The sequence below is a fragment of the Paraburkholderia edwinii genome, assembly GCF_019428685.1.
Classification (GTDB): Bacteria; Pseudomonadota; Gammaproteobacteria; order Burkholderiales; family Burkholderiaceae; genus Paraburkholderia; species Paraburkholderia edwinii.
In genome coordinates this window covers 1,335,304-1,355,530 of the sequence record NZ_CP080095.1, presented here as the reverse complement: position 1 = coordinate 1,355,530, position 20,227 = coordinate 1,335,304, and the positions used below count along the sequence as shown (strand labels likewise).

Sequence of the window (20,227 nt, the reverse complement as noted above, 5' to 3'; positions counted from 1 at the left end):
CGTTCCCTGCAATAGACTATGAGACGGCGTGCGCGAGCGGTATTGGACCTTGGTCCCGTACGGCGCCGGGCGGTTTTCGATGGCGGCCGGGCCGGCCGGATTGCGTGGAGCGCGGCGAGGGCCGGCGGTGAAGCAGGCGTTTAGTCGTGCGAAGACTGATTGAACGTGGCGCCGGCGCGGGCAACCTTGTCGGCCACGCGCACGAGTTCCGCGAGCGAGTTGACTTCCATCTTCTGCATCACGCGCGCGCGATGCGCCTTAACCGTCTTCTCGACGGTGCCGAGTTCGCAGGCCACCTGCTTGTTGAGGCGACCCATGACGACGAGCTCCATCACTTCGCGTTCGCGAGGCGTCAGGCGTTCGACGCGGCTCTTCAAGTCGCGCAACTCGCGCAGACTTCGCAGCGCATCGGCGGACCGCACGAGCGCCTCGTCGATCGCGCGCAGCAGGTCGACGTCGCACACGGGCTTGGTCAGAAAATCGGCGGCGCCGGCCTTGAGCGCGCCGACCGTCATGGCGATATCGCCGTGCCCCGTGAGGAAGACGGTCGGCAATGACGCGGGCAGTTCGCGCTGCAACTCAAGCCCGCTCAGATCGGGCATCTGTACATCGAGCACGATGCAGGCCGGAACCTCGTCGGCCTGGCGGCGCTCGTCACGCGCGCACGACAGCGCCTGCGCGAGAAACTCGCAAGCCGATCCATACGCATCGACGCGATAACCGGCCGACCGGATGAGTCGGGTCAGGGCGCGGCGCACACTCGCTTCGTCGTCGACGACATAGACCATCGCATCACGTGCGCCCGTCACATTGCATTCGTTGAATATCATGATTGTCGCGCCGTTTCCGGCCCGCTCCATGGCGGCAGCACGACGTAGAACGTCATGCCTTTGTTGGTATTGTTTTCAGCCCATAAGCGGCCGCGATGCATGTCGACGATCGAGCGGCTGATCGACAGACCGAGGCCAAGCCCCTGCGCTTTCGACGTAACGAACGGCTTGAAGATGCGCTCGAGCCGATCCGCGGCGATCCCTTCTCCACAGTCGCGAATCGCAATGCGCACATTGCCGTCGCGATCGAGTCCCGCGAATGCGCTGACGGTGCGTTCGAGCGCATCGCAACCACGCATCGCGTCGAACGCATTGACGAGCAGATTCAGCACGACCTGCTGCAGCTGGATCTTGTCGCCGCGCACCGGCGGCAGATCGTCGTCGATGTCGACCGACAGATGCACGCCGCGCACGATCGCGTCGCTGCGCACGAGTTGCACGACATCGCGCAATACGTCGCCGACATCGAGCCGCACGAGTTGCAGTTCGTCCTTCTTCACGAACGCGCGAATGCGGCGAATCACTTCGCTCGCGCGGCGACTGTCGTCGACGATGTCCTTGAGGATTTCGCGCACTTCGATGAGCTCGGGCGGATCGAGATCGATAAAGCGTTGCGCGGCCTGCACGTTGCTCAGGATCGCCGTCAACGGCTGATTCAGTTCGTGCGCTAGCGAGCCGGCCAGTTCGCCGAGTGTCGACACGCGCGTCAGATGCGCGAGCTCCTGGCGGTCGTGCCTCAGTTCGTAGCGCTCGGTGCGGTCGGTGACGAACGCTAGCGTCGCGTCATGGCCGCCGTAACGCAGCGTGCCGGTCGCGATCTCCACCGGAAACTCGCTGCCGTCGCGGCGTTTCGCGCGCATTTCGCGGGTACGCGCGGCCGGTTGCACAGAGGGTTGCATGAGCGCTTGCATACACGGTTGCACCGCCGCGCGCGGCGCGTCCGGCCGTTCGCGCGCGGCACTGAGCAGATGTGGAACCAGCGACTCCGCCGCGAGGCCAGCGAGATCGCCACGCTGGTACTGGAACAGCCGCTCGGCCTGCGCGTTCGCGCGCAGGATCCGACGCTCGGCGTCGACGACGAACGCTGCGACCGGTGCGTGTTCGAGCGCGGCAAAGTCATCGGCCATATCGGGCGCAACCTTTCCCGAAACGCGTCGGAAGATCGCGCGCCACGCCTTCGCGAATCGCCCGGTCCGCTGCACGATGGGGCGTGCATTGCCGCTGGTTCCCGCTCGCGGTTCCCGCTCGAGGCCGGTGATCGATGACAGATGAATGAGCGACGCCGCTCCATCGAGCGGCGTGCCTGCGTGCGCAGGCGCCAGTGGATGCAACAGCAGAGCCCGGGACGAGGCCAGCAGCGTGCCCAGCAACCGGTTGAGACGCGATACCGCATTCGCGACGGCAAAGATGGCGATGTTCATGGCTTACGTACCTCGTCGACGCTCGCACAAGACAACCTGATTTGCCTGCCTGATGACGCATGACGGCACACGCATGACGGCGGCCGGAGCCCGGAGCAATGCAGTTGCTGCCGGCAACTGCTCGATGCGTCGATCGCTTGAACCACTGACGACTTCAACAACGTGTTCTGATTGCGCTTAACTGGGAACTGTGGAATTTCGACCGATGCGTGCGCAGTGCAGCGCAATCGCAAGAATGTGCAACGCCGCACAAGGCGACAGCGTAGGCATTTACTTCGCTATTCGAATTGTTCAGGGAAAAATTGCAACTTAATGCTAGGCAGAAACAGGGCGATAGTAAAGCGATTCTTGGCCTTAATGCCTGACGATTACAAAGTTTCCCAGATTAATGCGCGGCGGCGCGTATCGCGGCCCCGAATTAATCGCATTTATTCTTAAATAGCCTTGCTATTTAACGGAGGATTCTTAATTCGGCATCGAATATGTCCGATTAGCGATTCGAAGAAGGGCGCGACACGCTCTCGAGCAACTCATTGAGCACAGACATTTCGAGCGGTTTCACGAGATGCGCATCGAAGCCTGCCGCAAGCGATTGTTCACGGTCGCTCGACTGGCCAAAACCGGACATCGCGACGATACGCGTGAGCGACAGCATCGGGTTCGAGCGCAATTCGCGCAGCAGGCCGAAACCATCGACATTCGGCATCGCGAGATCGGTCAGCACGAGTTGCGGCAGATATATCTTCGCCGTGGCGAGCGCGCTTTCGCCGTCGTACGCGACGCGTGCCTCGTGTCCTTTCATCTCGAGCAGCACGGCCAGACTATCGGCGGAATCGCGGTTATCGTCGACCACGAGCACGCGTAGCGCCGTACGGTCCGCGCCCGGCGCGACGGACGGCAACGCGTCGTCATGATCCGGGCCGGAGCCGGCCGCGAGCGGCAGCCGCACGGTGAACGTGCTGCCCTGCCCACGCCCGGCGCTGGCGGCCTGAATCGCACCGCCATGCAGTTCGACGAGCGAGCGGCATAACGTGAGTCCGATGCCGAGGCCCGTGTCGGTCGGGTTCTGCGCGTGCCCCTCCTGCATGAACAGATCGAAGATCGAATTGAGCGCGTGCTCGGGAATGCCGCGCCCCTGGTCTTTCACGCGCACGACAACCGCGCGGCGTTCGGTTCCAACGTGAATCGAGATCTGCGTGCCGTTCGGCGAAAACTTCGATGCGTTGTTCAACAGGTTCTGCAACACCTGCACGAGCCGGGTCAGATCGCCGCGCACCATGAGCGGCGTGGCCGGCATCACGACCTTGATGGTCTGTCCGCGCCCGTCGGTAAACGGCCGCGCGGCTTCGACGCTGCGCGCGACCACTTCCTGCATCTCGATCGCCGCCGTGCGCAATTCGATCTTGCCGGTCGTGATGCGCCCGATGTCGAGCAGATCGTCGACAAGGCGCGTCAGATGGTTGATCTGCCGGTCGATCACGTCGCGGCATTGGCGCAGCAGCGGATCGGTATTCGGCGCGAGCTGCATCGCGCTGACCGCGTTGCGCACCGGCGCAAGCGGATTACGCAGTTCATGCGCCAGCGTCGCGAGAAATTCGCTCATGCGGCGGCTCGACACCTCGAGTTCTTCGAGGCGCTTGCGTTCGCTCATGTCGCGCGTGACCTTCGCGAAGCCGAGCAGCCGCCCGGTGCTGTCGCGCACCGCGGTAATCACGACATTGGCCCAGAACATCGAGCCGTCCTTGCGCACGCGCCAGCCTTCGTCCTCGATGCGGCCGAATTTGGCTGCAATCTCGAGCTCGCGCTGCGGCTTCAGTGCGGCGTTATCGTCAGCGCTATAGAACACCGAGATCGGCCGGCCGAGGATCTCGTCGCGCCGGTAGCCCTTGATCTGCATCGCGCCCGCGTTCCAGGTCGCGACCTTGCCGTCCGCGTCGAGCATGAAGATCGCATAATCCTTGACCGACTCGACCATCAGGCGAAAGCGCTCTTCGCTCTGGCGCAGCTTTTCTTCTTCGGCGCGCCGCGCGGTCAAGTCGCGCGTCACCTTCGCAAAGCCGCGCAGGCGTCCGTCCGCGCCGCGCAGCGCGGTGATCACGACATTGGCCCAGAACTTCGTGCCGTCCTTGCGGATGCGCCAGCCTTCGTCTTCGATGCGGCCGTACTGCTCGACCAGCACGAGTTCGCGCTCGGGCTTGCCGGCTGCCTTGTCTTCCGCCGAATAGAAAGTCGAGAAGTGCCGTCCGATGATTTCGTCGGGCCGGTAACCCTTGATATGCTGCGCCCCCGCATTCCAGCTCATCACGTGGCCGCCGCGATCGAGCATGAAGATCGCGTAATCCTGGATGTCCTGGACAATCTGCGCGAAACGCTCGGAACTGGCATCGATTAGCAGCGCGTCGCCCGCGACGTCGTTGACGCGCGCGGTGAACAGGCAGTTGAAGCCGGCCAGCGCACCGGCCTCGCGCGACACCGAACTGATCGACACGCCGGTATGGATCGGCGTCCCGTCGTTGCGGCGCAACCGGCGCTCGCCTTCGATACGCCCCTGATAGGCAGCACCCTGCAGATCGCGGCGCGCCAGCGCCTCCGCGGAAAGGCCGCCGTCGGCCGCGGCGCCCGCGTACAGAAACGACAGATGACGTCCCGCCACGTCGGCGCGCGTATGGCCCGTCAAGCGCTCGGCGGCGACATTCCAGCCGATCACGACGCCGTCGCGATCGAGGATCGCAAGCGCGCAATGGTCGTTCCCTTCGACGAGCGCCTTGTATGTTCCGTCATCCATTGGGGGTGGTTCTGACGGCATCTGGTGTTTGTCGCCGGCGACGACTAATGCAGGTTTCCTGTCGCGGGTTGCCATGGGACTGTCTGTTTGAATTTCCAGTGGGCGGCTTGATTGAATCGAAATATCGGAAGTATGCGGATGATGCGTATCTTATGCCGGATTCAGCCATAGACGGCATCGCAAGATTCACCCATTATGCGACCGCGAGTAGCAGAATACGTACCCGACCGTTAAGCGGTTGCCGGATCCCGGCGGAATTGATGACAAACGTCAACGACGGAAATCAACGGCGAGAATCATCGATGCGATTCATCGAAGAGAAGCGGCGGGCGCCGCTCGATATGACATCCGAACCTTGTGATGCATTGGAATGAAAGAGAATGTCGACACTTCAACGTTGCACGATGCGATGGTCCCGCGCTTCTGGCGCGACGACGCGTTCCCGTTCATCGAAGCGCGCGCGGTGCATGACGGCAGTCACGTCTGTTATGCGAAACATACGCACGAGACGTTTTCGATCGGGGTGATCACGCATGGCGCGTGCACGTACATCAACGAGCGTTTGCGCGAGCCGATCGGTGTGGGAAGCGTCGTCGTGATCAATCCCGGCGACGTGCATGCATGCAATCCGCTCGGCCGCGAGCCCTGGTCGTACCGGATGCTTTACGTGGATGTACCGTGGCTTGCCGGACTGCAGCACGAGCTCGGTGTCAGCAAGTCGGTCGATTTCCGTATGTTCTCGACGGCCTTGACCGCGTGCGGCGAGCTGTACCGCGGACTGAACCAGCTTCACACGGTGCTCACAACTGGCGCGGTCGATCCGCTGCGCAAGCACTGCGCCCTGCTGACCTTCTTCGCCGAACTGCAACGCAGGCTGAATCCGGTGCCCGAATCCAATAGCGAGCACAACTACAAGCTGGCTCGCGCCGCCGAATATATTCGCGAAAACTGCACGCGCACACTGAAGCTCGACGAGATCTGTGCGGCGGCGGAATTGTCGGCATCCTATCTGATTCGCGCGTTCAAGCGCTGCTATGGGATGACACCGCACATGTATCTGATCAACCGCCGTATCGACTACTGCCGCACGCAACTGCGCCGCGGACGAACGATCGCCGAAGTCGCGATCGAAGCGGGGTTCTCCGATCAGGCGCATTTGCAGCGTGTGTTCCGGCAATTCATGGCGGCCACACCGGGACAGTATCGCCGGCGTACATGAGATGCCGGACACGGCACCGGTTACGTCATCTGACGCATGACCTGCGCGTAGATCAGATAGCCCGCCGTCGCGATCAGCATGCCGCCCATCGTCAGGTTGAAGATACGAATGCGCAGGCGGCTATGCAGCAACACGGCGACACGGTCGCCCAATACCGCCCATGCCGCGAGCGATAGATAGCAGATCAGGAAGTACACGCTGACAAACGCGACCAGCGTGGCATGCGTGCTCGAGAACAGCGCCGCGCCCGATGCGCAAGCGATCCACGCTTTCGGGTTCAGCCATTGCAGCAGAAAGCCTTCGACGAAGGTCGGCGTGCGTTGCTGCGCGACGCTGATTTCCGGCGACGCCGATGCGATCTTGTACCCGACGTACACGATAAACGCCGCGCCGACCAGTTCGAGATACATCAGAAAAACCGGATACGCGCTCACGAACTGCATGAGCCAGAAGCCGACCACGACCAGCAGCAGCGTAAAGCCGATCGTCGCGCCCGAGACGAACGGTATCGTGCGCCGGAAGCCGTGGCTGGCCCCCGACGACACGATCACCATGTTCACCGGTCCTGGGGAAATCGACATCGTCAGCGAAAACACGCACATGGCGATGAACAGGGTCATTCGAGTCTCTCCCGTCGCGTGGTTCAAGAGTCTTTCGGTCTTCAGTCTTTCAGTCTTTTAGCGTCAGGCCGGCGAAGTAATCGATATCGAACGGATTCATCACATAGCCCGCAACCCTCGTGGTCATGAGCCGGAACACGGTCGAGTGAACCAGCGGCACGACCGGTTCGTCGTCGGCCAGCATCGCGAGCGCGCGCGCGTAGAGATCGCTGCGCGCCTTGACGTCGGAGGTCGCGCGCGCGTCCGTGATCAGCCGGTTGAAATCGGTCCTGCAGTAGCGCGCGTTATTCGAACCGCGGGTCACCGCGTCGCAACTAAAGAGCGTGTAGAGAAAGTTGTCGGGGTCGCCGTTATCGCCGGACCAGCCCAGTTGCGCCATGTCGTGTTCACCGCGCCTGACCTTGTTCAGATAGGTCGGCCAGTCGTAGGTGACCAGTTCGACCTTGATGCCGACACGCGCGAGGTCTGCCTGCATCATCTCGCCCATCGTGCGACCGTTCGGGTTGTACGGACGACTCACCGGCAAGGTCCACAACGTTGCACTGAAACCGCCGCTGTAGCCCGCTTCGCGGAGTAGCGCACGCGCCTTCGCCGGATCGTGCGGATAGGTGCGCACGCGGTCCGTGTACGACCAGAGCGTTGGCGGATACGGATTGATGGCGGGTCTTGCATTGCCGTGGAAAATCGCGTCGACATAGGCCTGACGGTTCAACGCATGTGCGACTGCGCGGCGTACGAGCACATTGTTGAATGGCGGCTTTTCGGTGTTCATCGCGAGGTAGCCGATGTTGAGGCCCTCCTGCTCCCGCAAGACGAGGCTCTTGTCCTGGCGGATGGCGGGCAGCGCCGCTGGCGGCGGCGCGACCGCGATCTGGCATTCGCCGCGCCGCACCTTCTGCACGCGCACGCTCGCATTGGGCGTGATCACGAACACCAGATGCGCGATGTCGGGCGCGCCACGCCAGTACAGGGGATTCGCGTCGTAGCGGATCATGCTGTCTTTGACGTAGCTGCGAAACGCGTACGGACCGGTGCCGATGGGCTCGGTGTCGATGTCTTCGGGGCGCCCTTGCTCGAGCAGTTTCGCGCCGTATTCGGCCGACAGAATCGACATGAACGGCATCGCAAGGTCCGCAAGGAATGGCGCGTCCGGTCGCGACAGCACGATGCGCACCGAGTGCGCGTCGACGCGTTCGACAGACACGATCAGCTTGTCCATGCCCATACCCTGGAAGTACTGATAGCTGCCGCCGCCCATCCTGTGATACGGATGATCGGTTCTCCATTGCCGGTTCAACGAGAACACAACGTCGTCGGCATTGAAATCGCGTGTTGGCTTGAAGAACCCCGTTCCGTGAAACTTCACGCCGCGCCGCAAGCGGAACAGATACGTTTTCTGGTCGGCCGAGATCGTCCAGCTTTCAGCGAGTGCGGGCACGATTTCCGTGGTGCCGGGGCGAAAGTCCACGAGCCGGTCGTAGATCGTCGTGGCAGTCGCATTGCGTGCCGTGCCCGACAGCATCAGTTGCGGATTCAACGATTCGGGACTGCCCTCCGAACAGTAGACGAGCGTATCGTCCGGCGCGGCATACGCCGCTGAGCCGCTGACGCTCGCCGCGAAAAGCAGACAACCGGCACGCACGACGCCGTGCGCCAGCCTGGAAATACGCGTGGCTACATAGGCCGTCATGACCACAACCCCAGGCTACCATCCTGCTTGAGTCCGATAAACGACGTCTGCGAGATGCGCTCTCCGTCGGGCGTGCCGAAAATTTCGTGGAAGTTCTGCGTGTTGAAAATGATCAGATCGCCGACCGCAGGCTTGATACGCAAGCGGTCGTCGCGTTCGAGCACCTCATACGGAAAGTAATATTCGCCTGGTACCTTGAACCGCTCGTTGTGCGGCGTATGAATGGTGTCGTAGATCACGAGTTCGCCGCCGAGACCCTGCATGCAGTAATAGATGTTCCAGGTCAGTTGCCGCTGGATCTGGGTAACGGCCCATGGCTGACGGATATGGCTCGGTGCATGGTCGACGTGCAGACGTCCGTGGCCACGAAATCGCCGGAATGCGCCGGCGAAATACTTGCCATAACCCGGTTCGTCGAATACACCGACTTGCCGGTTCGCGCGCGCCGCGATGGCGTCGGCAACCATGCACACCGGATCGACGCCGATGCCTTCATATACGCGTCCGATTGCCGCTTGCGCATCCTGCGTCTTGCGGAAATACACGGACTTGTCGTCGTGCGCCCACTGGTTGTGGCATACGCCCACGTGATGCACGGGAATATCGTTCAGATGCGCGTAATCGCCGAATTCCAGCTCGCGCAGGCGTGCCGCGACCTGCGCGCAGATATCGGGTCGCACAAAGCCCTCGACGATAATTCCCGGAATTCTGAAGTCCAGCAGCAAGTCAAGATTTGACTCGGTTAATTCGCATAGCTGACGGCGAATCCAGTTACCCATATTCGTCTCTCCATTGATTGCCGAAGTGTGCTCAGACAGCGCGCGCCGTTTGCCGGTCGCTCGACGCGATAAATATGACGACCGTCAGATAAAGCATCATCAACAGGCTGACCAGTTCGACGAAGCGGCCATCGAAGCGATCGATCAGCGCACCGACCAGCCCAGCCTGCAGGCTCGCAAGAAAACAGCCGAGCGCGAACGAGATGCCGAATACCGAGCCGAGGCGACCATTCGGCGCAAGCGCGACCATGCCGCTGTAACCCATCATCCACAGGAATTCGAAAACGACCACCATCGCGAGGAACAGCGCACCACTCGTGACAGCGCTCATGCCGCAGACGGTGCCGACGTAGAGCAGCGCGGCGAGCGCGGACAAGGCGACGGCCAGTCGACGCACTTTCACAAACGGCTGCTCAAACAGCCGCGTTCTTCTGCAGAAGAACGAGAAGCTCGCCGAGCCCGCAACGATGCCTATGCTGGCGAGCACATAGGACATCGACACCGCCGCCGGACCGAGGCCGAAGCGCTGCACCGGAAAGATCGGTTGCAACACGCTGTAAGTGCCCTGGAAGAAGGTGGCGGTCAGCGGCGGCAATAGCGCGCAGACGAGAAGACGCCGATCGCCGGCAAGCACGTTGCGATATTCGGCAAGGCGTGCGACGAGCGATTGAGGCGCGGTGCGGGGCACTTCCGCGCGCGTCTCGATGCAGCGCGTAAACCACACGAGCCCGGCTGCCGCAAGGAAAGTCATCGCATCGAGCAGCGCCACGGCGCGAACCTCGAGCCGATCGGCGACGAGCACGCCGGCGATAGCGGCAAATCCAATCCCGACGTGATAGCCCGACTGCAGAAACGACGCGTAGTGTGTCGCTTTGGCACGAGGGAACAGCACACGCGTCGCGACGGTCTTGTTGATGCGGTTCACCTGGTCCACGAGTCCGCGCACAAGCAGAATCGCGATAATCGGCCCGTACCCAGCCGAATCGGGAATCGATGCGATGGGCACGGTCAGCGCCGCCGAGACCAGTTCGAGGCGGAACCATCGCACGCGCGGATCCACGCCGTCGTTCCAGTCGCTGCGAACGAGCACCACGAGCATCGCCGGCAGCCATTGCAGCGAAATGAAGACCGACGTCATCAGGCCGGAGCCGGTCTTCGCATAGATGGAAACGGCCAGCACGATATGCAGCAGCACCGATCCGGCCGATGACACGGTGAATGCCGCAGTGCTGAGCAACAGGTTGGCTCTGGCGCGATCGAGCTTGATCATTGCGTCCGCCTCTAGCCGATCGACGCGATGGTTGTTTGGGTCGCGATGAAATCGACGGCTCGCGCGGCGTTCAGCTTGGCTTCGTGCTGGTCGCGTCCGGTGCACATCACCTGCGCGATCCAGCTGAAGTTCGAGTTCGCGTCGACCACCGGGTCGCCTGGCTCGCGATGCAGCCAGACTTCGTGCACGCCGGGCTGCGCCCGGATCGCATCGATCGCAGGCATGGCGACGACCTTGCCACGCGTCGTGCTGACGAAGCACTTCCATGCGGCCCCGCGGCGCGGCTGATACAGGCGTTGCTGCGGTTCGCGAGCGATTGGGGGGCGTGCGGCTGCTCCATCGCCCGTTCGGCCGCCTGCTTCGCCAATGGCGTCGGATCCCGAATCAATGTCGAGCGTGCCCAGGCACAGTTCGATGCAGTCGCCGACAATCGACCGTGATGTCGCGAGATCCAGCATGACCGAATGGCCGCTGCCGCCGACGCGCGTGTTGACTTCAACCAGATGCGGCCCGTCCCGCGTAACGATCAATTCGACGTGGCTCGCGCCGAAGTCGTAACCGATCGCATCGAGTGCCGCACAAGCCTTTCGCTCGACGGCTTCGCGGTGAGCGTCGACAAACGGAAACGAAGCGCCGATTTCAACGGACCCGTTTACGACATCGCGATCCGCGATACCGACGATCTGGTGCTGCCCCGCGCCCGTGGTCAGGATTTCCGCGCTGACGAGTTCGCCTTCCAGATAGTCTTCGACGACGAATGCCGGCGAGATCCAGTCTTCGTTGATTTGGCGCAACGACTGCAGCACGGAGCCGACATCCGAATGGCCACGGCAGACCATCGCACCGATGCTCGAATGACCCTGCACGGGCTTCACGAAGCAGGGGAAATCAGGCGCGCTTTCCGGCTCGGCCAGCAACGCCGGCAGCAATTCAATGCTATCGATCTTTCTGCATCGCACGCTGTCTGCTCCTTTCGCGAGCAGCGTTCGGCGGAAGCGGTATTTATCCTGTGCGAGTTCGATTGCATCGGGATTCGCCCCTCGCAAACCGAACTCGCGGCACAAACGCGCCGCGATATGCGTGCGGATTTCCGCGAACGTCAGCAACGCGTCGATCGAATCGACTTCGTTCCTGAGCGCCTTCGACACCAGTTCGAGGTCGTTCGAGTTCGCTACATGGATAATCTTGTCGACGAGATCGAGCCTTGCGAGCGATGACGCTGGAAACCACTTCCTGAAGCGCTCGAAATTGTCGGTCACCAGCACCGACCGATAGCCGCGCTGTTTGCACCAGGCGATCGCATCGAGACCGCTGAAATTCGTTTCGATAAATACGACTGTTTTCATGCACGTGTCCTTTTGTGTTGTTCTTTATCAATCGATGGACGGATACGTCACGTGCACGTGCGCAAGTTCGACTCGAGATGAATCAGGCGCGCACACTGATCCCAGAATCGGCGCCAATAATCGATGCCCTGGTCAAACGACTGCTTGAACGCCTCGCGCTCGACTTGCGTATTGCAGAACCGCAGGAAGTTGGCCACGGAATGCCGGATATGCTCGGTTTCGTCCGCGCGATGCACCCTGAAGAAGGCCGAGTCGGACAGCGCCTCATTGCAGGCGTCGCTGTAGCACAGGCCATCGAATAGCGTCTCGATGTTCTCTTCCGCGATGATTTCGAAGCTCAACAGCAAGCCGATAATGCCGGCTTCGCTATCCGTGTGCGCGAGCGTCGCGTCGAGTACCTGAATGACGTCGCGAATCGATGCGCCTGAATCACTGGCCACGACCTTCACGCCGATCTCATCGATCGCCTTGAGGAAAAGTCGCGAGTGGATGAACTCCTTGTTGCGGCCACCGAGTTCGTCGTACGCGATCTGAATCAGATGATGCTGACGCTCCGGATCGCCGCTTTGGGCGACGGCGCGTGTAAGAAAGGTGGGCACATAGCGTGTGAAATCGTACCAGGCGGTGGCCAGCGTTTGGGCGGCGCCATGCGATCTCCGATCGAGCAACGCAGTCTTGATATTGGTGAAGACGTTGCGTTTCTCGGCTTCGCTCATAAAGTGACGGGTCCAGAAGATCACTTCGGGATGGTCGTATCCATATTCCGTTTCGGGAATCAGATAGCGCCGTCCTTCAACAGCATGCTGACTTGATCGAATTTCCTGTTGACTCATGCTGAGCTTCCCTTGTTTGGGTCCTGCACCGGCAAAGCCTCGATGTCATTGGGCCGGGACCTCGAACAGCTTGTGTTGCCTCACTGCCCGGTCCGTCAGGCTGCCGATGAAGACTGTTGTTGCCTTTGCGGCGGTCTCGTGTGTGTCCGATCGGGACACGGGCGAGAGGTTATAGGGAGGCGAAGCGTGTGTATTGAAGAAAATTACCCTCGGGTCGGGCAAGCGGCTTTGAGTCGAAGCAGCAGTTGGGCGCTGTGTGTGGTGACCGCCAAGGTGTTCGGAATTTTCAAATGGATCTTAGGAAATATCTAAGCAAATCTAATCAATAGATTGATCCATAAGAATTACGGAAATTAGACACGGGTTTCGAGGGAGATTTCTGATCTACGAAGGAGTCGCCACGCTTCTGCAGTGACTTTTTTTGCACTCGACGATTGCTCTGCGCGACGCTCGATGGCAGACTGAATGTGTAGCGGCGTTGCGATTCAAATATGCCCGGGTAGCCTGCGAAAAATTGGCGCCTGCAACCGTGAGCGTACCTGTTCTGTACGTCAGGTCCGGGTATCGCACTATCCGATAGCCTCCCCATTCGGGGAGGCTATTTTTTCTTGCGAGCCTATGGGCGTAACGATCTATCTCGATGAAAGTGGATGTCTTGGCTGGAAGCTGAACAAACCGTATCTCCACGGTGGCTCGAGCCAATGCTTCACACTGGCTGCCGCCGTCATTCCAGACGGCCAGGAGCCTGTACTCAATCGGGTTGTTCGAGGCCTTTACAAGAAACGCGGACGCGCGGCGAAAAACGAGTTGAAGTCCATCGCGCTTTCGAGCGGCGAGCGTGAACGCTTCGCAATGGCACTGTGCGACGTACGTAGAAAGCATCCCGACATACGCTTCCTTGCCATTACGGTCAGGAAGAGAAGCGTGAACGAAGCGTTTCGTCGCAATCCTAATGGTTTATATAACTATCTGGTCAAGTGCCTGCTTCTCGACCTGATGTGCGATTACGAGTCAGTCAGCTTTATTCCGGATGCGCGGTCGATGAAAGCTGAATACAGGAATGGACTGCACGACTACCTTGCAACGGAACTCGCGTCGATTGGCGACACTGTGCTGCAAACCACGCCGTGGGAAAGCAAGGACAGCCTGCCGCTGCAATTCGTCGACATCCTGGCCAGCATCGTGTGGGCACATCATGAGCATGGGACAGGTTCGGCGTATCAGATTGCAGCGCCCTATCTGGCCGAGAGACGCCTGTTCTTCAACAACCCCACGCATGAACGGGTGGTGGAATTGTGCTGAGCGGATCTCGGCGACGGGCCAAATAAGCGACTGGAAAAGACAAAGGCCCGTAAGTCATTAACTTACGGGCCTTCACTTTAATACCTGGCGGAAAGGGTGGGATTCGAACCCACGGTACGGTATAACCGTACACCGGATTTCGAGTCCGGCGCATTCGACCTCTCTGCCACCTTTCCTTGGATTCTGCGGAAGCTCGAAGCGGCCTTTGCAGCGCTTCAAGCCAATACCTGAGAGCTACTTGGACGCTTCACCAGCCGCCTCACCAAGCGGGTCGCTGCTTGGCGAAGCGAAGATTATAGAACAGGTGGATGCGGTTTCCAAGCCCTTTTTACATCGCGCACAAGAGCACGATGCAAGGCCGGTAGAAGCTGCCGTATCAGTCCACTGATTAGCCAGCTGCCCCTGCCGCCGCAGGCACCTCCAACCGCTCGAGGCCACCCAGATACGGCCGCAACGCAGCCGGCACCGTCACCGAACCATCGGCGTTCTGGAAGTTCTCCAGCACCGCGACAAGCGTGCGGCCGACCGCGAGGCCCGAACCGTTCAGCGTGTGCACGAGTTCGGGCTTGCCCTGCGCATTGCGGAAGCGCGCCTGCATCCGGCGCGCCTGGAAGGCCTCGGTATTCGAGCAGCTCGAAATCTCGCGAAAGGTATTCTGCGCAGGCAGCCACACTTCGAGGTCGTACGTTTTCGTCGCCGAGAAACCCATATCGCCGGTACACAGCGTAATCACGCGATACGGCAGTTCGAGCTTCTGCAGAATCGTTTCGGCATGTACGACCATCTGCTCGAGCGCGTCATACGATGTCTGCGGCTCGACGATCTGCACCATCTCGACCTTGTCGAACTGATGCTGGCGAATCAGTCCGCGCGTGTCGCGGCCATATGCGCCCGCCTCCGAGCGGAAGCACGGCGAATGGGCGGTCAGCCTGATCGGCAGCGCGTTCGCGTCGACGATGCTTTCGCGCACCGTGTTGGTCAGCGATATCTCCGACGTCGAAATCAGGTACTGCGTGACCGTGCTCTCGCCGCCGCCCTTTTCGACGCGGAACATATCGTCTGCGAACTTCGGCAGCTGGCCGGTGCCGTACAGAATCTCCGGGTTCACGATGTAAGGCGTGTAGATTTCCGTGTACCCGTGCTGCTGCGTGTGCGTGTCGATCATGAACTGCGCAAGCGCGCGATGCAGCCGCGCAATCTGGCCGCGCAGCATCGTGAAGCGCGCGCCCGCGAGCTTCGCGCCGGTTTCGAAATCGAGGCCGAGCGGCGTGCCGACATCGACGTGGTCCTTGACCTCGAAATCGAACTGGCGCGGCGCGCCCCAGCGGCGCACCTCGACATTGCCCGATTCGTCGTTGCCGATCGGCACGCTTTCGTGCGGCAGGTTCGGCACGCCGAGCAGCAGATCCGACAAGCGAGTCTGGATCACGTCGAGTTGCACCGCGGACGCCTTCATCTCGTCGCCGAGACCGCTCACGTCGGCCATCACGGCCGACGTGTCCTCGCCGCGTCCTTTCATTGCGCCGATCTGTTTGGACAGACTGTTGCGGCGCGCCTGCAATTCTTCGGTGCGGGTCTGGATGGCGCGGCGTTCCGCTTCGAGCGCGGAGAACGCCGCGACGTCGAGGGCATAGCCGCGGTCGGCGAGACGTTTCGCAACGCCGTCGAGATCTTTGCGCAGCAACTGGATGTCGAGCATGACAAGGGGGAAATTCGTTGTGTGAAGCTGCGATTCTAGCGCACCGGCACGTACGGCCGGTGCGTGGCCGGTGCCCGCCCGCTGCCCGCGAGCACCGCCGGTCGCCCGGTGCCGGCCTCAGCTCTTTTTCGGCTTGTGCTCGCTGCGCCACGCGTCGTCGAGTTCCGCGAGCCGCGCGAGCTTCTCGCCGATCTTGCCTTCGAGACCGCGCGGCGTCGGCCGATACCAGTGCGGCTCGCGCATGCCGTCCGGCAGATACGTCTCGCCGGCCGCGTACGCATCCGGCTCGTCGTGCGCGTAGCGGTACTCGTGACCGTAGCCGAGTTCCTTCATCAGCTTCGTCGGTGCGTTGCGCAAGTGCACCGGCACCGTGCGCGACTGGTCCTTGCCCACGAACGCACGCGCCTCGTTGTACGCCATATAGCCCGCATTCGACTTCGGCGCGACCGCCATATAAATGATCGCCTGCGCGAGCGCGAGTTCGCCTTCCGGCGTACCGAGGCGCTCGTAGGTCTCGGCGGCGTCGAGCGCGATGCGCCCCGCGCGCGGGTCGGCGAGACCGATGTCTTCCCACGCCATCCGCACGATGCGGCGCGCGAGATAGCGCGGGTCCGCGCCGCCGTCGAGCATCCGGCAGAACCAGTACAGCGCCCCATCGGGGTTGCTGCCGCGCACCGACTTGTGGAGCGCGCTGATCTGGTCGTAGAACGCATCGCCGCCCTTGTCGAAGCGGCGCAGGTTTTCGGCGAGCGCGCTGCCGAGCAGCGCGCCGTCGATGTCCGTGGTCTTCTGCTGCGCCGCCGCCCGCGCGACGATCTCGAGGTTGTTCAGAAGCTTGCGCCCATCGCCGTCGGCGGAACCGATCAACGCGTCGCGCGCTTCGTCGGTAAACGTGAGGCCACCGAGCTCATGCTGTGCGCGTTCGAGCAGCTCGCGCAATTCGTCCGCGTCGAGGCTCTTCAGCACATACACCGCCGCGCGCGACAGCAACGCGCTGTTCACCTCGAACGAAGGATTCTCGGTCGTCGCGCCAACGAACACGAAGAGGCCCGATTCGACGTGCGGCAAGAATGCATCCTGCTGGCTCTTGTTAAAGCGATGCACTTCGTCGACGAACACAAGCGTCTGCCGCCCATGCGCGCGATGCACCTGCGCGATCTCGACGGCTTCGCGAATATCCTTGACGCCCGACAGCACGGCGGACAGCGCAATAAACTCCGCGTGAAACGCGTCGGCCATCAGGCGCGCGAGCGTCGTCTTGCCGACGCCGGGCGGCCCCCAGAGAATCATCGAGTGCGCTTCGCCGGATTCGAAGGCGACGCGCAGCGGTTTGTTCGGCCCCAGCAGATGCTTCTGGCCGATCACTTCATCGATGGTGCGAGGCCGCAGGCGCTCGGCGAGCGGAACGTTGGCACGGGTTTCTTCGAACATGGCGATCCGGGTGTAATTCGAGGCTTTCGCGCGGCGCAGGCCGCGCAGCTTGCATCGCGGCAACCTCGGGACAGTCTCATCGTTCCGGCATTATGACAGCCACTTGCCGCCAGCGATGCGGTCCCGTCATGCAAGCATCAAGCGACTATCGGTTCATTACCCATGGGGCATCACGCTATGTTCTGATTCCTAACTGTTTCCACCACACATGCGGTTTTTTTATCGCAGAGGCAAATGACATCGATTACCGCAAACCATCGAGACTACCTCGCCGCACCGCTCGCACCCGATAACAACGAAACCACGCAACCTCAACAAGGCCCATACCCGCCGAGGCCTGCCGCGCGTAAGCCCTCCGAAGCGCGTCGCACCTCAGGCGCCGCGACATCGTCCGATCGTACTGGCCGGACGCTTCATGAAGCGTCCATCAAGACCCCGGAAGATCACAAGATCACAAAGCGACAGGCTCCAACCACGCCCCCGCCCCCGTTGCTCACCGACCCCAGGGCCTTGCAAGACCCGGCATTTGCCGCGCTGTCGCAGGGCGCTACGCGAAAGAATGGCATCGACTATGAATATCTGTCGACACTGGCACAGAAGCCAGGCGCCCTTGCGGGTCGATGCGCGGGGCTGTCTGCCTATGCGTTGGAGCGAATCTCGTCAGGCACGGCTTCCGACCTGATCGGCGCCACGGGAAACATGGCAGCGCTCTTTGCAAACCGGCAAACGAGGGACGGCGCGCTGCATATGTCCCAGTATCTCCAGGAGACCCAGAGAACAAGATCCGCCCCTGCCGGCTACGTGAGAATGCCCGGGCACAATGATCTGAATGCCGAGCAGCTCACAGCAAGCCTCGGGGAGGGGTTCGGCTCACCCGTTCTAGGTTTCGAGAATGGAAGTCTGACACGTGAACAGGTCGATTTCGCCGAGCTATCCCTTCAATATGAGCACGGCGACGGCCATACGCTCCTGGTGCAAAGAATGCATCAAACCGACGACTATTCGACCGACCATTATCAGCTTTACGACCCGAACTACGGCGCCTTCGAATACAACAGCTTTAACGATATGGCCGGCGCGCTGAGCCGCTATTGTCGCGACGGCTACGGTCCGCACGACCGGTTCACATGGGCAGACACATCGTTTCTGCTCAACAACGCAGCAAGGCGTATTTCGGCCGTGCCGAGCGCCTCCTTCGCCGATACGCTGCCCGACATCGAGGCGCAGTACGGTGCGACCGGCGGGCGGCCGCTCGTGCCGGCCCAGCCCGGCCTTCCTCCGGAACCCGACTTCAATCCGCTCCCGCCGGCGGGCTCGATCTGGATGGGCCAGCACACTGATCTCAGGCGCAGCCCTTCAAGTGACGCGAACCTCGATCTTCAGCCGCATGCACTGTATCGCCCATCGGCAATCTCCCCCGCGCAACTTAAAAAAAGCGGTGGCTTCGACACCGGCGACATTGGCTTGCGCGAGGTCAATCTCGATGTGCACAATTTCGACGTCGCAAACGGCCAGCTCGACCGCGGCGGCTACCTCGCCACGTTCCGCGATCTCGATACGGCGCTAGGGCACACCAGGCGCGGCAGCGAAAGCCAGTACATCTACGACATCGCACCGTCGCCGAATATGGTGGACGTCAATGCGAGCCTCGGCAGCCACGCGCGCTCAGAAAAAGACCGCGAAGTGGCCGCGATGCGCAGGATCGACTGGACGCAGATCCGCGGCTACCGGGAGGTGAAGGATGGCAAGGCGGGCCCTTATGTGCCCAATGCCGCTTACCGATGGGACGTATACGACCGCACAAGCATGGCCCGCGCTCAGGCGCAACTCGCGAACTTTCCGGTCGGCAGCCCGGCATGGAGCGACGACACGCATCGGCCCTTTGCCACGGCATACCCGTTCGAGAACAAGCAAGTGTATGGCCCGAAGCAGGATCCGGCCCAGTCCAATGCGGAGTTCTATCACCGGGCCCTGTCGAAGATCCATGATCTGACTGATCGGCAAGCACAAGGGCTCGACTATCGCGGCCCATTGAAACTGCGCTCAGAGGCAAGCGGCACGAACACGCGCCTCTATGCGTACACGCCCGATGGGTACATCTATTCAGGGATTGCATCGTCGTATGGCGAGGCTGCGAAAGACAGCTTCGCAATCGGCGATGACGGGCGCTTCCATCTCGCAAGCGACGCAAGCAAGGTCCTGCGCATCGACAGCAAGGGCTACGCCTATCTGAGTTCGATTCCGTCCGATCCCAACAATACAAACGGCGTGTTCGAACGCGTCGGCGTCTATCTGAAACACAAGGAGGACGGCAAATACCTGACGGACGGTGGCATGGACAAAACCGCCTACGTCAGCGCGATTCCGCAGGATCAGTATTCGAACTGGGACGTGCTCGATAGCCGCGGACAGCGTGCGTCGTTGCCTGTCACGAACCTCTATACCTATACGGATAGCAACGTGGCCAACCGTACCCAGCTCTACGAGTTCGAACAGGATCCGGACGTGGCGCTTCCGCAAGGCGCGACGAACTTCATCACGCATCTTCCCGGCGCGCCTGCGGTTGACATGTCCTCCGTGCTGCGGGACCATCTGACGCAGTCCGCGCCTCGCGACGCGAGCGGCTCGTCAGGCGCGAGCGCAGGCAGCATCGCGAAAGCACTATCGCAAAACAACGCGGCATGGCTGTTCAGGGACGGGTATTACGCGACGGCAATCAGCCCCGATCGGCTCGAAATCCGTAAGCTGGACGGTACGCCTGTGTGGAGTGCCGATATCGATCCGAAGACCGGTCATGCGACATACAGTACGGTGAACCCAACGTCGCCGGCATCCGCCGATAAGGGCTACTTTCGCGTTTCGGATTCGGTATGGAAACGCCTCAGCGATGAGCAGGACAAAATCGAGCAGCTCCAGCACAAGCACGAGCCGAGACGCTGAACTTCACTCGCCTGCCCTGCGAGCTACAGTTCTGCGAAACGTTCCTCCGCTATCCTGTTTGC

14 protein-coding genes and 1 tRNA gene are annotated in these 20,227 nt (G+C 61.4%); 3 read left to right on the top strand and 12 right to left on the bottom strand.

Translation table 11 applies throughout. The features are described 5' to 3' along the window. Positions 1 to 140: 140 nt before the first annotated feature. The 3 genes from KZJ38_RS05900 to KZJ38_RS05890 all read right to left on the bottom strand — a co-directional run bounded on the left by KZJ38_RS05900 (position 141) and on the right by KZJ38_RS05890 (position 5,036). Positions 141 to 830 (bottom strand): response regulator transcription factor, encoded by a 690-nt coding sequence (locus KZJ38_RS05900; protein WP_219799214.1) that lies wholly within the window; start codon positions 828 to 830, stop codon positions 141 to 143. Next, a complete protein-coding gene (locus tag KZJ38_RS05895; protein WP_219799213.1) occupies positions 827 to 2,251 on the bottom strand; it encodes a two-component system sensor histidine kinase NtrB in 1,425 nt (474 codons plus the stop codon). The genes KZJ38_RS05900 and KZJ38_RS05895 overlap by 4 nt, the downstream gene beginning before the upstream one ends. A gap of 490 nt (positions 2,252 to 2,741) precedes the next feature. Beyond that, positions 2,742 to 5,036, bottom strand: a complete 2,295-nt coding sequence (locus KZJ38_RS05890; RefSeq protein WP_219799212.1) for a PAS domain-containing hybrid sensor histidine kinase/response regulator — start codon at positions 5,034 to 5,036, stop codon at positions 2,742 to 2,744. A gap of 370 nt (positions 5,037 to 5,406) precedes the next feature. Here KZJ38_RS05890 and KZJ38_RS05885 point away from each other — a divergent pair, with 370 nt between their 5' ends. After that, positions 5,407 to 6,255: an AraC family transcriptional regulator gene (locus KZJ38_RS05885; protein ID WP_219799211.1), complete on the top strand. Its 849-nt coding sequence runs from the start codon at positions 5,407 to 5,409 to the stop codon at positions 6,253 to 6,255. A gap of 20 nt (positions 6,256 to 6,275) precedes the next feature. On the opposite strand, the gene KZJ38_RS05880 is transcribed toward KZJ38_RS05885, so the two are convergent. The 6 genes from KZJ38_RS05880 to KZJ38_RS05855 are packed head-to-tail and all read right to left on the bottom strand — an operon-like array spanning position 6,276 to position 12,793. Continuing rightward, positions 6,276 to 6,875, bottom strand: a complete 600-nt coding sequence (locus KZJ38_RS05880; protein WP_219799210.1) for a LysE family translocator — start codon at positions 6,873 to 6,875, stop codon at positions 6,276 to 6,278. Positions 6,876 to 6,924: 49 nt separating this feature from the next. Continuing rightward, positions 6,925 to 8,565 carry an ABC transporter substrate-binding protein gene (locus KZJ38_RS05875; protein WP_219799209.1) on the bottom strand — a complete coding sequence of 547 codons (1,641 nt, stop codon included), beginning with the start codon at positions 8,563 to 8,565 and terminating at the stop codon, positions 6,925 to 6,927. Next, positions 8,562 to 9,344 carry a 2OG-Fe(II)-dependent halogenase WelO5 family protein gene (locus KZJ38_RS05870; RefSeq protein ID WP_219799208.1) on the bottom strand — a complete coding sequence of 261 codons (783 nt, stop codon included), beginning with the start codon at positions 9,342 to 9,344 and terminating at the stop codon, positions 8,562 to 8,564. Before KZJ38_RS05870 ends, KZJ38_RS05875 begins: the two co-directional genes overlap by 4 nt. 31 nt (positions 9,345 to 9,375) lie before the next feature. Beyond that, positions 9,376 to 10,614 carry an MFS transporter gene (locus tag KZJ38_RS05865; protein WP_219799207.1) on the bottom strand — a complete coding sequence of 413 codons (1,239 nt, stop codon included), beginning with the start codon at positions 10,612 to 10,614 and terminating at the stop codon, positions 9,376 to 9,378. An 11-nt stretch (positions 10,615 to 10,625) separates the two neighbouring features. Next, positions 10,626 to 11,960 (bottom strand): ATP-grasp domain-containing protein, encoded by a 1,335-nt coding sequence (locus KZJ38_RS05860; RefSeq protein ID WP_219799206.1) that lies wholly within the window; start codon positions 11,958 to 11,960, stop codon positions 10,626 to 10,628. Between the two features lie 47 nt (positions 11,961 to 12,007). Continuing rightward, positions 12,008 to 12,793 (bottom strand): iron-containing redox enzyme family protein, encoded by a 786-nt coding sequence (locus tag KZJ38_RS05855; RefSeq protein ID WP_219799205.1) that lies wholly within the window; start codon positions 12,791 to 12,793, stop codon positions 12,008 to 12,010. A 618-nt stretch (positions 12,794 to 13,411) separates the two neighbouring features. On the opposite strand from KZJ38_RS05855, the gene KZJ38_RS05850 reads away from it, so the two are divergent. Beyond that, positions 13,412 to 14,095 carry a DUF3800 domain-containing protein gene (locus KZJ38_RS05850; protein ID WP_219799204.1) on the top strand — a complete coding sequence of 228 codons (684 nt, stop codon included), beginning with the start codon at positions 13,412 to 13,414 and terminating at the stop codon, positions 14,093 to 14,095. Between the two features lie 85 nt (positions 14,096 to 14,180). Here KZJ38_RS05850 and KZJ38_RS05845 read toward each other — a convergent pair. From KZJ38_RS05845 to KZJ38_RS05835, 3 genes are all read right to left on the bottom strand, one after another. Continuing rightward, a tRNA-Ser gene (locus KZJ38_RS05845) sits at positions 14,181 to 14,271 on the bottom strand. Positions 14,272 to 14,483: 212 nt separating this feature from the next. After that, positions 14,484 to 15,794, bottom strand: coding sequence for a serine--tRNA ligase (gene serS, locus KZJ38_RS05840; protein ID WP_219799203.1), 1,311 nt, complete (start codon positions 15,792 to 15,794; stop codon positions 14,484 to 14,486). A gap of 117 nt (positions 15,795 to 15,911) precedes the next feature. Further along, positions 15,912 to 17,225, bottom strand: a complete 1,314-nt coding sequence (locus KZJ38_RS05835) for a replication-associated recombination protein A (RefSeq protein WP_219799202.1) — start codon at positions 17,223 to 17,225, stop codon at positions 15,912 to 15,914. Between the two features lie 981 nt (positions 17,226 to 18,206). Here KZJ38_RS05835 and KZJ38_RS05830 point away from each other — a divergent pair. Next, positions 18,207 to 20,165, top strand: a complete 1,959-nt coding sequence (locus KZJ38_RS05830; protein WP_219799201.1) for an enterotoxin A family protein — start codon at positions 18,207 to 18,209, stop codon at positions 20,163 to 20,165. Positions 20,166 to 20,227: the final 62 nt, after the last annotated feature.